The sequence below is a fragment of the Rhizobium sp. WSM1328 genome (genome assembly GCF_057653715.1).
In genome coordinates this window covers 323,513-337,165 of the sequence record NZ_JBYGKO010000005.1, presented here as the reverse complement: position 1 = coordinate 337,165, position 13,653 = coordinate 323,513, and the positions used below count along the sequence as shown (strand labels likewise).

12 protein-coding genes and 2 pseudogenes are annotated in these 13,653 nt (G+C 63.0%); 9 read left to right on the top strand and 5 right to left on the bottom strand.

Annotated elements, in window-relative coordinates:
- Positions 1 to 72 precede the first annotated feature (72 nt).
- Positions 73 to 305: pseudogene (locus tag AC2444_RS36005) on the top strand (alkylated DNA repair protein); the annotation flags it as partial.
- 17 nt (positions 306 to 322) lie between these two features.
- On the opposite strand, the pseudogene AC2444_RS36000 reads toward AC2444_RS36005, so the two are convergent.
- The 5 genes and pseudogenes from AC2444_RS36000 to AC2444_RS35980 all read right to left on the bottom strand — a co-directional run.
- A pseudogene (locus AC2444_RS36000) lies at positions 323 to 692 on the bottom strand (FdhF/YdeP family oxidoreductase); the annotation flags it as partial.
- Between the two features lie 263 nt (positions 693 to 955).
- Positions 956 to 1,510 carry a DUF1003 domain-containing protein gene (locus AC2444_RS35995; RefSeq protein ID WP_003554657.1) on the bottom strand — a complete coding sequence of 185 codons (555 nt, stop codon included), beginning with the start codon at positions 1,508 to 1,510 and terminating at the stop codon, positions 956 to 958.
- Positions 1,511 to 1,583: 73 nt separating this feature from the next.
- A complete protein-coding gene (locus tag AC2444_RS35990; RefSeq protein ID WP_128406518.1) occupies positions 1,584 to 1,793 on the bottom strand; it encodes a helix-hairpin-helix domain-containing protein in 210 nt (69 codons plus the stop codon).
- Between the two features lie 166 nt (positions 1,794 to 1,959).
- Positions 1,960 to 2,988 carry a Gfo/Idh/MocA family protein gene (locus AC2444_RS35985; protein WP_003554661.1) on the bottom strand — a complete coding sequence of 343 codons (1,029 nt, stop codon included), beginning with the start codon at positions 2,986 to 2,988 and terminating at the stop codon, positions 1,960 to 1,962.
- Entirely contained in the window at positions 2,982 to 3,968 is a 987-nt protein-coding gene (locus tag AC2444_RS35980; protein ID WP_128406517.1) for an MDR/zinc-dependent alcohol dehydrogenase-like family protein, read from the bottom strand. The genes AC2444_RS35985 and AC2444_RS35980 overlap by 7 nt, the downstream gene beginning before the upstream one ends.
- Before the next feature lie 232 nt (positions 3,969 to 4,200).
- On the opposite strand from AC2444_RS35980, the gene AC2444_RS35975 reads away from it, so the two are divergent.
- Genes AC2444_RS35975 through AC2444_RS35940 form a run of 8 tightly spaced genes read left to right on the top strand, consistent with a single transcriptional unit; the run spans position 4,201 to position 13,638 of the window.
- Entirely contained in the window at positions 4,201 to 5,307 is a 1,107-nt protein-coding gene (locus AC2444_RS35975) for an NAD-dependent epimerase/dehydratase family protein (RefSeq protein ID WP_128406515.1), read from the top strand.
- A complete protein-coding gene (locus AC2444_RS35970) occupies positions 5,304 to 7,346 on the top strand; it encodes an NAD-dependent epimerase/dehydratase family protein (protein ID WP_128450110.1) in 2,043 nt (680 codons plus the stop codon). Before AC2444_RS35975 ends, AC2444_RS35970 begins: the two co-directional genes overlap by 4 nt.
- Positions 7,347 to 7,369: 23 nt before the next feature.
- The gene (locus AC2444_RS35965; protein WP_128450109.1) at positions 7,370 to 8,449 is read left to right on the top strand and encodes a glycosyltransferase family 4 protein; all 1,080 of its coding nucleotides are present in this window, start codon (positions 7,370 to 7,372) and stop codon (positions 8,447 to 8,449) included.
- A complete protein-coding gene (locus tag AC2444_RS35960; protein WP_128450108.1) occupies positions 8,446 to 9,576 on the top strand; it encodes a CgeB family protein in 1,131 nt (376 codons plus the stop codon). Before AC2444_RS35965 ends, AC2444_RS35960 begins: the two co-directional genes overlap by 4 nt.
- Positions 9,573 to 10,661, top strand: a complete 1,089-nt coding sequence (locus AC2444_RS35955; protein ID WP_128450107.1) for a CgeB family protein — start codon at positions 9,573 to 9,575, stop codon at positions 10,659 to 10,661. The genes AC2444_RS35960 and AC2444_RS35955 overlap by 4 nt, the downstream gene beginning before the upstream one ends.
- Entirely contained in the window at positions 10,658 to 11,788 is a 1,131-nt protein-coding gene (locus AC2444_RS35950; protein WP_003554676.1) for a CgeB family protein, read from the top strand. The genes AC2444_RS35955 and AC2444_RS35950 overlap by 4 nt, the downstream gene beginning before the upstream one ends.
- Positions 11,788 to 12,843 carry a UDP-glucuronic acid decarboxylase family protein gene (locus tag AC2444_RS35945; protein ID WP_003554678.1) on the top strand — a complete coding sequence of 352 codons (1,056 nt, stop codon included), beginning with the start codon at positions 11,788 to 11,790 and terminating at the stop codon, positions 12,841 to 12,843. The genes AC2444_RS35950 and AC2444_RS35945 overlap by 1 nt, the downstream gene beginning before the upstream one ends.
- A gap of 33 nt (positions 12,844 to 12,876) precedes the next feature.
- Positions 12,877 to 13,638 carry a TIGR04290 family methyltransferase gene (locus tag AC2444_RS35940; protein ID WP_128450106.1) on the top strand — a complete coding sequence of 254 codons (762 nt, stop codon included), beginning with the start codon at positions 12,877 to 12,879 and terminating at the stop codon, positions 13,636 to 13,638.
- The last annotated feature ends 15 nt before the right edge of the window (positions 13,639 to 13,653 follow it).

Below are 13,653 nucleotides of genomic sequence, written 5' to 3'. Positions count from 1 at the left end.
AGCCGGTGGCGACTTTCGCGCCGCAGCCCATCGCCTGCGCCAGACCTTGTCGTCCGCGCGCCGGTAGGCCCGATGGCCGGTGTTGTCATCTGCATCCTGATCGTGGTTTTTCTGTTCCGCCATGTGACCGAGGCTGATCCGCGCCTCGATGCGGAAAATGCTGCATTGACGGCAGGCGACGCGACGAAGGGGAAACTGGTTTTTCTTGCCGCCGACTGCGCCTCCTGTCACGCCGCCCGGCTCAGCCGGACCGATTGAAATTGGGCGGTGGTCTCGCTCTCGCTTCGCCGTTCGGCAGGTTCAGGCCAGCAGGGCGGCAACAAGCATGCTCGAGCCGCATCGGATGGGTGAGGCGTCCCTGTTCCTCCAGGTCGTGGTCGCGCCAGTCTTCGAGTTCGGTCAGGGTATGTGCTTCAAAGAAAGACCGGTCGGCGCGTTGGTTCGTCGTCTCGCAGGCCGTCGCCTTGGCGCCATTTTCACGGAATTCCAGTGGATGCGTCTTGGCGGGTTTGGCCCAGGCGCAACTGACGCACATATATCCGGCCGGCTTGTTTTGATGCGCCAAGAGCCCCGAGCTGGAGACCGGGATATGTTCTCGGAGAAGACTTTCTCCCACCGATCTCGCCGAGCCCCATCCACCCGCCGGCGCTGTGGAAACCGATTCTCGGTGTTTTTCTGGGTTTTGCCGTCATGGTCTGGAATGTCTTGAAGTTTACCTTGCATTTACCGACGCCGTGTCGCGTCGGCTGACGTCGGCGCATCCGTCCCTGACACCGAGTGGTCGGATCAGCGGCTGGTATCTGCCGTGATACGCTTCGCCCTCCGGTACCGTCACGCGGTTCTGCTGCCAAACTCCGGAAAGGATGTTCCGCGCGGAATCGACGCGGTTCCAAGCCCGCCGAAATTCTTTCCGACCAAACCGTCGTGAAGCGGGCGACACGCCGGCGATGGCGGTTTACGCCGGCGGCTCTCTGGTCCCCCGCCGCTGCATCTTCTCTTCGATTTCGTCCAGCACTTCTTCCGGCCTCACGTGCTCTTTCAGTTCCTCAAGCTCCTCGCTCGTCTCGATTTCGACGCCGAGCTTCTCGGCGATGGCCGAGACCAGGGTCAGCAACTCAGTCGCCTCATGCTCCGCCAGAAGGCAAATCTGCAAATTGAGATCGGCGCGCTTGTCGTCGGCTTCCGCCATCCGGTTTTGACTGATCAGCACGAATGTCGAGATGAAAATGGCTTCGACGGATGCGACCATCGCCAAAATGACCAAAGAGGGGTCGAAGGCCGGCACGAGCGGAACAAGGCCGATATTGACGACGATCCAGAGCGTGACGACCAGCAGGTGCAGGTAGACGAACATCAAGGATCCCGCGAAACGGGTAATAGCATCGGCTGCCCGCTCCTGCCGGCTCGATTGCCGCGCTTCCTGCTCCCGCCGTTTCAACAGAGCCTCGATGTTGCGGTCGAGACGTCTCGATATCGTGGTCTGCTGCTGCTCGGATTTCGGCATCGACATAGCATGCTTCCATGTTAAGCAAATCCAAACCCCCGCGAAGGCGGAGAGTTCCGTGTGACCAGCGCCCCTCACTTCATCGACGAAGAGGCGATCCCCGAGCCTGGCTCCCGCCGCTTTCGCGGGCCTTCCGAGACGATCGGATCAGTTCGATCGCGCGCTTGCCGATGCCGGGAAGCGCCAGCAGTTCATCGTCGGTCATTGAAGACAATTTACTGACGCGCTTGATGCCGCTGGAAAGAAGCGCCTTGACGATCCAGACAGGAATTTTGCTGCGGACGAGCATATCGCTCGAGGCTGTCCGCGGCTTCGACGTCTTCCGTGCTGGTCGAGAGGCCATGTCTATCCCGCAGATGATTTGCGACCGCCAAAACCGAGAAAGGGCGCGGCGGTTCCAGCCAATTCACCACTGACTGCAAACAATTTCATCCGGCCGGGCCGAGGCCGCTGCTTCATGCGTGCCGATAGATGTCATCGATGATGTCGGCAACTTCGACAAGTCGTTCGCAGGACGGATCATAAGCCTCACCACTGGCGAGCCGGACCGCCCAGTCGGCCGCCGCCCGGCCGCCCCAGTCGTCCGGAGGCAGGGCAAGATCTTCGGCGGACGTGCCGCGGAAGCGATAGGCCGCAAGGTCATAGAACGACCCGCCGACGTTCCTGAAGGATGCACCCCCGGATGTTCCGAAGAAGTCGGCGCCGATGACCGCGTCGCATCCTGCCTGCAGCCGCCAGGAGCAGGCAAGGCGGATGACCGCCCCACTTGCCAACGTCAGGGTGGCGATGGCGAAATCCTCGACATCCCCCGCTGCGCTGATTGGCTGGCCGCCTTTCATCAGCGTACTCGTGACGTCAACCACCTGGGGAAAGTCGAGGCACCAGAGCGCCATGTCGATGAGGTGGACGCCGAGGTCGATGACGCATCCTCCGCCCGATAGCGACTTGTCGTAGAACCAGGACTTGTCGGGGCCATAGGCATTGTGGAAGACCAGATCGGCGGCGAAGACGGTGCCGAGTTCGCCATTTCTGATCAGATCGCGGATGCGCTGCATGCCTTGCGTATGACGATAGGAGAGATCGACGCCCAACAGCCTGTCGGCTGATCTGGCGGCGGCCACGACGGCTGCCGCTTCCGCGCCGGATCGGCCGAGCGGCTTCTGGCAAAACACTGCGACCCCGGCCCGCAGCGCTCGGATCGACTGCTCGGCGTGCAGCGCGCTCGGCGTGGCGATGACGACGCCGTCGAGGTCGCGTGACAGCAGCGCATCGAGACCGCCGACGATTTCCGCGTCCGGCGCAAGACGCAGGGCTTCATTCAGCATGTCCTCCGAGGGATCGGCGACGGCAGCGGCCTCGGCCATTTGCGTGCGGAGGATCGCCTCCATTCGGCTTCTGCCGATCCAGCCGACACCGAGAAAACCGAGCCTAACGGACTTGACCCGCGTCCGCGGGGAGCGCTCAATCATCCCATTCATCAGCATGTCACCATCGCCTTGAGGAAACCATCGGGCCTATCGCGGGTGGCGTCGAGCGCCTCGCCAAGGCCTTCGAGCGGATAGACGTGCGTATAGAGCGATGACGGATCGAGCCTGCCGGAGACCATTGCTTCGATCGCCTCGCGCATGCCACTGACATAAATCCTGGGATCGCGTTCGTGAGCATTGATGACGTCGATGCCACGCCAGTTCCAGAGCTGCATGTTGACTTGCCTCGGCCCGTCTTGATGGTATCCAGCAACCACCAGCCGGCCGCGCTCGGCGGTCAGTTCGCCGGCGAGATCGAGCGGCCACTGCTTGCCGACCGCCTCTATGACGCGGTGGCAGAAAGCACCGTTGGTTAATTCTCTCACAGCTTCGATGATCCGCCAGTGGTCGTCCATCGACACGGTCTCGGCGGCGCCCATGCGCTTGGCGATTTCAAGTGAAAACGGACGGCGCGAGATGGCAATGACGCGCGCGCCGGCGCCGCTGACAAGCTGCGTTAGCAAGGCGCCGAGAAATCCGATCCCGATGATGGCGACGGTCTGACCCGCCTCGACGCGGCTGCGCCGGAATATGTTCATCGCGCAGCCGAGCGGCTCGCCCGGAAAGGGTTGGCCATCGAACGCCCGCGGCAGCGACACGACCATGTCTTCATCGGCGATGTCGTGGGTGGCGTAGGCGTGATAGGTGAGCGCGGCGACGCGGTCTCCCAGGTTGAGGCCAGAAACCCCGTCCCCGAGCGCATCGATCCTGCCCCAGCCCTCGTGCCCGAGACCGCCCGGCTCCGTCGGAAAACTCATCCATTCCGGGCCGGCCCAAGGGCCAAGATTGGAAGCGCACACGCCCGACCCTTCGAGCCTGATCCTGACCTGCCCCGGCCTCGGCTGAGGAAGAGGTCTCTCTTCGACGGACACGTCTCCGGGACCGGTGATGATCGCCGCCCGGGTCGCACCCTCGGCCGCTCTTGCCAACATGTTCATGAATTGCTCCTTCGTTTGGCACGGGCCGGCCTGCTAGCTGACAGACGCCGGTGGCCGCTTCTCAATCCTCGAGAAAATATTTCGCTCACGGATTGGCCGCCGAACCAGCGACGCCGCCGGATGTTCCGGATGATGTCAAAGAACATGTCAAAGAAGATGACATTGAAGCCGGAACAATCTTCGCCGCGCTTGGTTCGGCGGGTCATCTTCAACTTGAGCGAACGGAAATCAGATGGCGATGATCCTTGTAACCGGCGGCTGCGGCTTTATTGGAAGACATGTTGTCGAGGAACTTCTCGACAACGGCTATGAGGTGCGGGTCCTCGATGCGTTGATCGATCAGGTTCACGGCGATGCCGAAACGGCGCCGCCCGAGGCCGCCGAAATCATGCGCGGCGACGTTAGGGACAAAACCGCGGTCGAACGGGCTTTGTTGGGTGCCGATGGCGTCATCCATCTCGCCGCTGAGGTCGGCGTCGGACAGTCGATGTACGAGATCGCCCGATATGTCGGCGGCAATGATCTTGGCACGGCGGTCCTTCTGGAGGCGATGATCGGTCGCCGGCCCAAACGCGTTGTCGTCGCCTCGTCCATGAGCGTCTATGGCGAGGGCCGATATGAGACCGCCGAAGGCGCGCAACTCGATCTGGTCAGGCGACGCAGCGACCAGATCAGGGCCGCCCAATGGGATCCGCGTGGCGCTGACGGCAATGACCTGAGGCCGGTCGCGACGGATGAGGAAAAGCCCGTCGATCTCGCCTCGATCTACGCGCTAACGAAATACGCGCAGGAAAAACAGGTCCTGATCTTTGGCGAAGCCTATGGCGTGGAGGCAGTGGCGCTCCGTCTCTTCAACGTATTCGGCGCCGGCCAGGCCCTGTCCAATCCCTATACCGGCGTGTTGGCGAACTTCGCCTCGAGGCTCGCCAATGGCCAGCCGCCTATGATCTTCGAGGACGGCGAGCAGCGACGGGATTTCGTGCATGTGCGCGACGTGGCGCGCGCCTTCCGCCTGGCGCTCGAAAAACCCAACGCGCCGGGACATGTGATCAATATCGGCAGCGGCCAGGCCTATACGATCACCGAAGTCGCGACGCTTCTCGCCGACGCGATGGGCGTGCCGGAGATACGGCCCGAGATCATGAACAAGGCGCGCTCCGGCGATATCCGCAACTGCTTTGCCGACATCGCGAAGGCGCGCGAACTGCTCGGCTTCGAGCCGCGCTTCAAGCTGGAAAACACGCTCGGACCTTTCGCCGATTGGGTGAGAAATGCCGGAGCGATCGATCGCGGCGCGGAGATGAAACGACAGTTGGAGGAAAGAGGACTGGTATCATGACTATAACCGCGTTCTCCGCCGGCACCGGCACGTGCTCGAGACCCTATGGCTTCGTCGAGTGGTTTCGCCCTGGCGAATACGAGCGGACGTCGCAGACGATCGCCGACGTCGGAACAAGCGGCGCCAGCTACTTGCGCACGCATCTGTCATGGGCTGAATATCTGGCTCCGGGAGGCGAGGCATGGTTTGATTGGCTGATCCCGAAGCTTGGGCGCGAGATCGATCTCCTCCCCTGCATTCACTACACGCCGCCGTCCTTGTCCCGGACAGGACGGTCTTCCGGCGCACCGGCCGATCTAAAATCCTATGCCGACTTCGTCGATCACGTGCTCACCAGATATGGTCGGTATTTCAGCCATGTCGAATTGTGGAACGAGCCAAACAACTTGCTCGACTGGGACTGGCGCGAGGACAAGGACTTCCTGCTGTTTTGCGAGATGGTCGGCGCCGCGGCCTATTGGGCCAAGCATCGCGGCTGGAAGCCGGTGCTCGGGGGCCCGTGCCCTTTCGATCCCTATTGGCTCAACCTGATGGGCGAACGCGGCGTGCTTGGCGTCGTCGATGCCGTCGGCTTTCACGGTTTTCCCGGCACATGGGACAGCGAGGAAGGCACCTGGAGCGGCTGGGACATGCATCTCGGCGAGATGCGAAACATTATCGGACGCTTCAACGACAAGGCCGAGATCTGGATCACCGAAACCGGTTATTCGACCTGGCGCAACGACGAGATGGAGCAGGCGCGGCGTTTCGTGAAGGCTCTGAGCGTGCCGGCCGACCGGATGTATTGGTATTCCTGGCGGGATGTGCCGCCGGACGTGCCGGTGCAGGAGGGCCTATGGTTCGACCCGCGGCATTACCATCTCGGTGCCGTCACCCACGAGAACCAGCCGAAGCTGCTCGCGCGCCTGCTGATTGAAGGCGGCGTCGAACGGCTCGAGCAGGTCGCCCGGCTCGCCACCCCCAACGTCGCCAAGGGAGCCGCCCCGATCGTCATCACCGGAGGCTGCGGCTTCATTGGCTCCAACCTCGCCGACAGCTACCTCCAGGACGGTGAAGACGTCGTAGTGCTGGACAATCTCGGGAGGCCAGGCGTCGATCAGAACCTCGGCTGGCTGACCGAGAGGCATGGCTCAAACGTACATCCGGTGCTTGCCGACGTGCGCGACGCCAGAAGCATCGAGGCAGCCTTCGCCGATGCCAAGGCGGTCTTTCACTTCGCCGCCCAGACCGCGGTCACCACCAGTCTCATCCATCCGATTGACGACTTCGAGGCCAATGCGCGCGGCACGATCAACGTGCTGGAATCGGTTCGCAAGGCGGGCCGACGTGCGCCGGTGATCTTCGCCAGCACCAACAAAGTCTATGGCGGGCTCGACGACCTCGCCATGCGCGAGGCCGAGGATCGCTACCTGCCGGTCGACGCGACCGTCCGGTCATATGGCATCGGCGAAGACAGACCGCTCGATTTCTGCACCCCCTATGGCTGCTCGAAAGGCGTGGCGGACCAGTATGTGCTGGACTATGCGAAATCCTTTTCCATACCGACGGCCGTGCTGCGCATGAGCTGCATCTACGGCCCACGCCAGTTCGGCACCGAGGACCAGGGCTGGGTGGCGCATTTCCTGATCCGGGCGCTCGCCGGCGAGCCCGTCTCGATCTACGGCGATGGCAAGCAGGTCCGCGATATTCTTCACGTCGCGGATGCGGTTGCCGCCTATCGCGGCGTCCTCGATGGCATTGACGGGGTCAAGGGCCGCGTCTTCAACCTGGGGGGCGGTCCGACGAACGCCGTTAGCGTGCTCGCGGTCCTGCGCGAGATCGGCAAGCTGATTGGGCGCCCGGTCGAAACCTCCTTCGACGACTGGCGACCCGGCGATCAGTATTTCTTCGTCGCGGACACACGTAAGCTCCAGCACACCCTTGGCTGGAGCGCGCGTGTGGGATGGGAAAGCGGACTGCGGCACCTGGCGGAGTGGCTCATCGAACACCGTTTCGGCGGCCGACCGATCCTGCGCCGCGATCGAAAGGTCTCGGCATGATCCGTCGACGAAACCGAATATTGATGACCCTCGACGCGGTTGGCGGTGTCTGGCGCTATGCGATGGATCTCGGTGCCGGGCTTCGGCGCGAGGGGATGGAAATCGTCTTCGCGGGCCTCGGACCCGCACCGTCGGCAACACAGACCAGCGAAGCGACTGCGCTTGGGCAACTGGTGTGGCTCGATGCCCCTCTCGACTGGATGGCGGCGAGCAGGGCCGAAATATCTGCCGCGCCCGCCGAAATCTCTCGGATCGCCAGAGCCTATGGCGCCGATCTGCTGCATCTCAACCTGCCGTCCCAGGCCGCCGGGATCGATACGCCGCTGCCCGTTGTCGTGGTTTCCCATTCCTGCGTCGTCACGTGGTTTGCCGCGGTGCGCGGGACGCCGGCGCCCCCAGACTGGGCCTGGCAGCGCGACGCGAACCGTGAAGGTTTCGACCGCGCCGATGCCGTGCTTGCGCCAAGCAGGAGCCATGCGGATGCCCTGCGAGCCGCCTACGGTCCTCTCTCCCGGCTGAAGGTGGTCCACAACGCCAGTCGCGTCGGGTCCGACCCGCGTCCAAAGAAGATTTTCGTCTTCGCGGCCGGGCGCTGGTGGGACGAGGGCAAGAATGGCGCGGTGCTCGACAGGTCGGCAGCGGTGATGCCCCTTCCCGTCGTCATGGTAGGTTCCTGCTCGGGTCCCAACGGACAGCGACTGCAGCTCGACGACGCCGACGATCGCGGGCCGCTGCCTTATTCGAAGACCATCGCCTTGATGCGGCGCGCGCAAATCGTCGTATCGCCATCCATCTACGAGCCTTTCGGCCTGACCGTCCTGGAGGCGGCGCGATGCGGCGCGGCCCTGGCGCTATCCGATATCCCGACCTATCGCGAGCTATGGGATGGATGCGCGCTGTTCTTCGATCCGCATGATCCGAAGGCCTTGGCAGCCGCGTGCATGCGCCTCAGCGAAGACGAGCAATTGCGCGCCGCACTCGTCGTGCGATCGCTGGAGCGCTCGCGAGTCTTCAGTTTGGAACTGCAGACGGCAGCGGTCCTCGAAACCTATGCACGACTGATAAACGACAACTTTACCCCGATAGCGGCGGAGCAATCATGAAATTTCTGTTTTACACCCATTCGCTGGTTTCCGACTGGAACCATGGCAACGCCCACTTCTTGCGCGGCATCATGCGGGAGCTGACCCGCCGCCATCACGAGGCGCTCGCGCTCGAACCCGAGCAATCCTGGAGCCGCGGCAACCTGCTCAGCGATCAAGGGCCAACGGCGGTCGAGAAGTTTCACGACATGTTCCCGCAGCTGCGTTCGCAAATCTACGGAGCGCATTTCGATCACGAGGCGGCGATCGCCGAGGCCGACGTCGTCGTGGTCCACGAGTGGACGGAGCCAGCACTGGTGGAACGGATCGGGCGAGCCAGGCGCAACGGTGCCGATTTCACCCTGTTGTTCCACGACACGCATCACCGGGCCGTGTCGGCGAAGGGCGACATCGCCGGACTGACGCTTGAGGATTATGACGCCGTGCTCGCCTTCGGCGAGACGCTGCGGCAGCGCTATCTGCGGGCCGGTTGGGGCAGATCGGTCTTTACCTGGCATGAGGCGGCCGACGACGCGCTGTTTTATCCGAGACCGGAGATCGAAAAGACAGGCGATCTCATTTGGATCGGCAATTGGGGCGATGACGAGCGCTCCGCCGAGCTGATGGAATTCCTCGTCCGTCCCGCGCATGCGCTAGGGCTGAGGGCGACCGTTCGCGGTGTGCGCTACCCCAAGCAGGCGCTCGACGCTCTCGAGGACGCAGGCATCGCCTATGGCGGCTGGATCGCCAATGCGGAGGCGCCACTCGCTTTCGCCGACCACAAGGTGACCGTGCATGTACCGCGACGCCCCTATGTCGAAAACCTCCCCGGCATTCCGACGATCCGTGTCTTCGAAGCGCTCGCCTGCGGCATCCCGCTGATCTGCGCGCCCTGGCACGATGCCGAGGCGCTTTTCAGGCCGGGTAGAGATTACCTTGCCGCCAGGAATGGGACCGAGATGACCCGCCTGCTGCGCGAGGTGACGGCGGATGATGCTCTCGCGGCCTCGCTGATCGCATCCGGTCTGGAGACGATCCGGGCGCGGCACACCTGCCGGCATCGCGTCGATGAACTTTTCGCCATTCTGGAGCAATGCGGCACGGCGGGCGTCGTCGGGCGGTTGCAAGCCAAGGAGGCCGCCGAATGAAGATCGCCTTTTACGGATCGAGCCTGGTTTCCGCCTACTGGAACGGCGCCGCCACCTACTATCGCGGCCTGCTGCGCGCTTTGGCGCGGAAGGGCTACGACATCACCTTCTACGAGCCCGACGTTTACGACCGGCAGAAAAACCGCGACATCGATCCGCCGGAATGGTGCAAGGTCGTCGTCTATCAAGGCACCATCGAGGCGCTGAGGCAGGTGACGGCGGCCGCGGCCGAGGCCGATATCGTCGTCAAAGCCAGCGGCGTCGGCTTCGAGGACGATCTCCTGCTGCAGGAAGTCCTTCGCCATGCCAGGCAAGGGGCTTTGAAGATCTTCTGGGACGTGGATGCGCCGGCAACGCTTTCCGAGCTTCGGCAGACCCCCGAGCACCCGCTTCGCAAGTCCTTGAGCCGGATCGACCTCATCCTCACCTATGGTGGCGGCGACCCCGTGATCGACGCCTATCGCGGCCTCGGGGCAGCCGACTGCGTGCCGATCTACAACGCGCTCGATCCTCAAACCCATCATCCGGTGCAGGAGGAGGCGCGGTTCACCGCGGATCTTGCCTTTCTCGGCAACCGTCTGCCCGACCGTGAAGCGCGGGTCGAGCAGTTTTTTCTCGAACCCGCGGCCCGCCTGCCGCGGCAAAGCTTTCTGCTCGGCGGGTCCGGCTGGAGCGACAAAGCCTTGTCGTCGAACATCGTTCACGTCGGGCATGTCCCGACCCGCGACCACAACGCGTTCAACGCGACGCCGAAGGCGGTGCTCAATATTTCCCGTACCAGCATGGCCGAAAACGGTTTTTCGCCGGCAACCCGCGTTTTCGAAGCCGCAGGCGCCGGCGCCTGCCTGATCACCGACTACTGGCAAGGCATTGACCTGTTTCTGAAGCCCGGCGAAGAAATCCTGGTGGCGCGCGACGGCCAGGATGTCGCCGATCTTTTGACCGGCCTGACATGGCAGCAGGCCAGGGCGATCGGACAGCGGGCGCTAAGACGTGTGCTTGCCGAGCATACCTATAGCAATCGCGCCGAGACCGCCGATGCCATCTTCCGCGCTCATGCCGCGCGAGCGGAGGCGGCCGAATGACCAATCCGCTCGATATCCTCATCCTCGGCCTCTCCTTGTCGTCGTCGTGGGGCAACGGTCACGCGACGACCTATCGCGCCCTCATCGGCGGCTTGCACGCCGGGGGGCATCGAGTGTTGTTCCTGGAGCGCGACGTGCCCTGGTATGCGGCGCACCGAGATCTTCCCGATCCCGACTTTTGCCAGCTCGTCCATTACAGCGACATCGAAGAGATGATCGAAAACCATGCCGATCGGATCAAGGCGGCGGACGCGGTCATCATCGGGTCCTACGTTCCATCCGGCGTGGCGGTTATCGACAGGATCGCCGCCCTGAAGCCCCGACGGCTGTGCTTTTATGACATCGACACGCCGGTGACGCTGGCGAAGCTCGACCGCGGCGACGAGGAATATCTGGCGCGCCGACAGCTTGCGACCTTCGACGCCTACTTCTCGTTTTCGGGCGGTGACGTGTTGGCGGGTCTCGAGCGCGGATACGGCGCGCGCAAGGCGATCCCTCTCTACTGCTCCGTCGATGCGAGCCGATATCGGCCAACGGACGAAGCCTTCCGCTGGGATTTCGGCTATCTCGGCACCTATAGCCCCGACCGACAGCCAACGCTGGAGCGGCTGCTGATTGAGCCTGCCAGGCAACTGCCGCATCTGAGCTTCGTGGTCGCCGGTCCTCAATATCCTGAAAATATTGACTGGCCGGCGAATGTGGAGCGGATCGAACACCTGCCGCCTGCCGATCATCCGAGCTTCTACAGCCGGCAGCGTTTCACGCTCAACGTCACGCGAACCGACATGATCGCAGCGGGCTGGTCGCCGAGCGTGCGGCTATTCGAGGCCGCTGCGTGCGGCACGCCGATCATCAGTGACGAGTGGCGCGGCTTGAACGAGTTCTTCGCCGACGGTCAGGCGATCATCATCGCCAAAGGATCGGGGGATGTCGTCGACGCCCTGACAACCATCGCCGCCGCGGGGCGCCGTGCGCTCGCATCGGCCGCCAGGGCGACGGTGCTTGAACGCCATACCGGCGAGGTGCGCGCTCGTGAACTCGCCGCCGCCTTGCGAGAACTGCCAGAAGAAGGGGGAGAACGACAATCGTCCCCAGCCTCAATCCATTTCAGCTTAGGAGACGCATGATGCTGCAAAGGACGCGAAACGGAAGAGTAAAGACCGTGCTTGTCGCCGGAGGAGCCGGTTTTGTCGGTTCTCATTTATGCGATGCGCTGCTGGCCCGCGGCGACCGGGTGATCTGTGTCGACAGCTATATCACCGGATCGGAGGACAATGTCCGGCCGTTGATCAACCATCCGAAGTTCCATCTGATCGAAAAGGACATCTGCCATCTCCATGGTGTCGACGAGCATTTGGACCAGATCTACAACCTCGCGTGCGCGGCATCGCCCCCACAATATCAGGCGGACCCGGTGCATACGATGATGACCTGCGTTGCCGGCACCGGCAATTTGCTTTCGCTGGCCGAACAGCATCATGCCTCGCTCCTGCAGGCGTCGACGAGCGAGGTCTACGGCGACCCCGTCGAGCATCCGCAGACAGAGGATTACCGCGGCAATGTCAGCTGCACAGGCCCGCGCGCCTGCTACGACGAAGGCAAGCGGGCGGCGGAAGCGCTTTGCTTCGATATGCTGCGGGCCGGCAAGGTGGACGCACGTGTTGCCCGCATCTTCAACACCTATGGGCCTCGCATGCAGCCGAGTGACGGGCGGATCATCTCCAATCTGCTGGTGCAAGCCATATCAGGCGCGCCGCTGACGATTTATGGAAGCGGCGACCAGACGCGTTCCTTCTGCTTCGTCAGCGACCTCGTTGCGGGCCTGATGGCGCTGATGGATGTCGATCCAAATCCGGGCGTCCCGGTTAATCTCGGCAATCCCGGCGAGTTCACGATCAACCGGCTGGTGGACATGGTGCTGGCCATGGTGCCGTCGACATCCGTCGTCGTCCACAAGCCGCTGCCGCAAGACGACCCACAGCGCAGACGGCCCGATATCTCACGCGCAAAAGACCTTCTCGGCTGGCAGCCGACGATTCCGCTTGCCGAAGGTCTACGCCTGACGGCCGATTGGTTCATCGCCGCGGCCCGTCCAGACGGCGACTTCGATGACGCGCAAGTCACGCGGCGCTCGACTTGGCGACGGCGCGCAAAAGCTGGACGCGCCGCGATTGGCATCTGACTCGAGAGCGATAACAGACAAAGGAGAGCCGAGATGGATGCAGCACAGCCGACGAGAGATCCGAACCTGCAAAAGCGGATCCAGCAACTCGGGCCGTGGTTTCAGAATTTGAACATCGGCGGCCACATGACAGCGGCCGATCATTTCCTCGGAGATTATCCCACCTTCAAATGGAAAGGGTTCCAGCATATCCTGCCGGCCGATCTTAGTGGCCTCAGCGTGCTCGACGTCGGCTGCAACGCGGGTTTCTATGCCCTCGAGATGAAACGGCGCAACGCCGCCCGTGTCGTCGGCATCGATTCCGACCCACGCTACCTCGCGCAGGCCCGCTTCGCGGCGGAACAAGCGGGAGCGGAGATCGAGTTCCGGCAGATGTCCGTCTACGACGTCGCCCGACTGGGTGAAACATTCGACCTGGTGATCTTCATGGGCGTGCTCTACCACCTGCGCCACCCCCTGCTGGCGCTGGATCTTCTCTATGAACACGCCGTCGGCGACATGATGCTGTTCCAATGCCTCCAGCGGGGCGACGAGCGCGTTCCCGACCTTAGGGAAGATTACGACTTTTCCGAATGGAGCATCTTCGACCAGCCTGAATATCCGAAGCTCTTCTTTGTCGAGGAACGCTACGCGTCGGATCCGACAAACTGGTTCATCCCCAACCAGGCGGCGGTCGAGGCGATGCTGCGCAGCGCCGGCTTTCGAATCAACGACCATCCGGAACGCGAGGTCTATCTGTGTCGACGAGGCCAACGCCATTATGCGGTTGAGCCGCCTCCGGTGGCCGCACCTTGAAAGACTCGTTTCGTC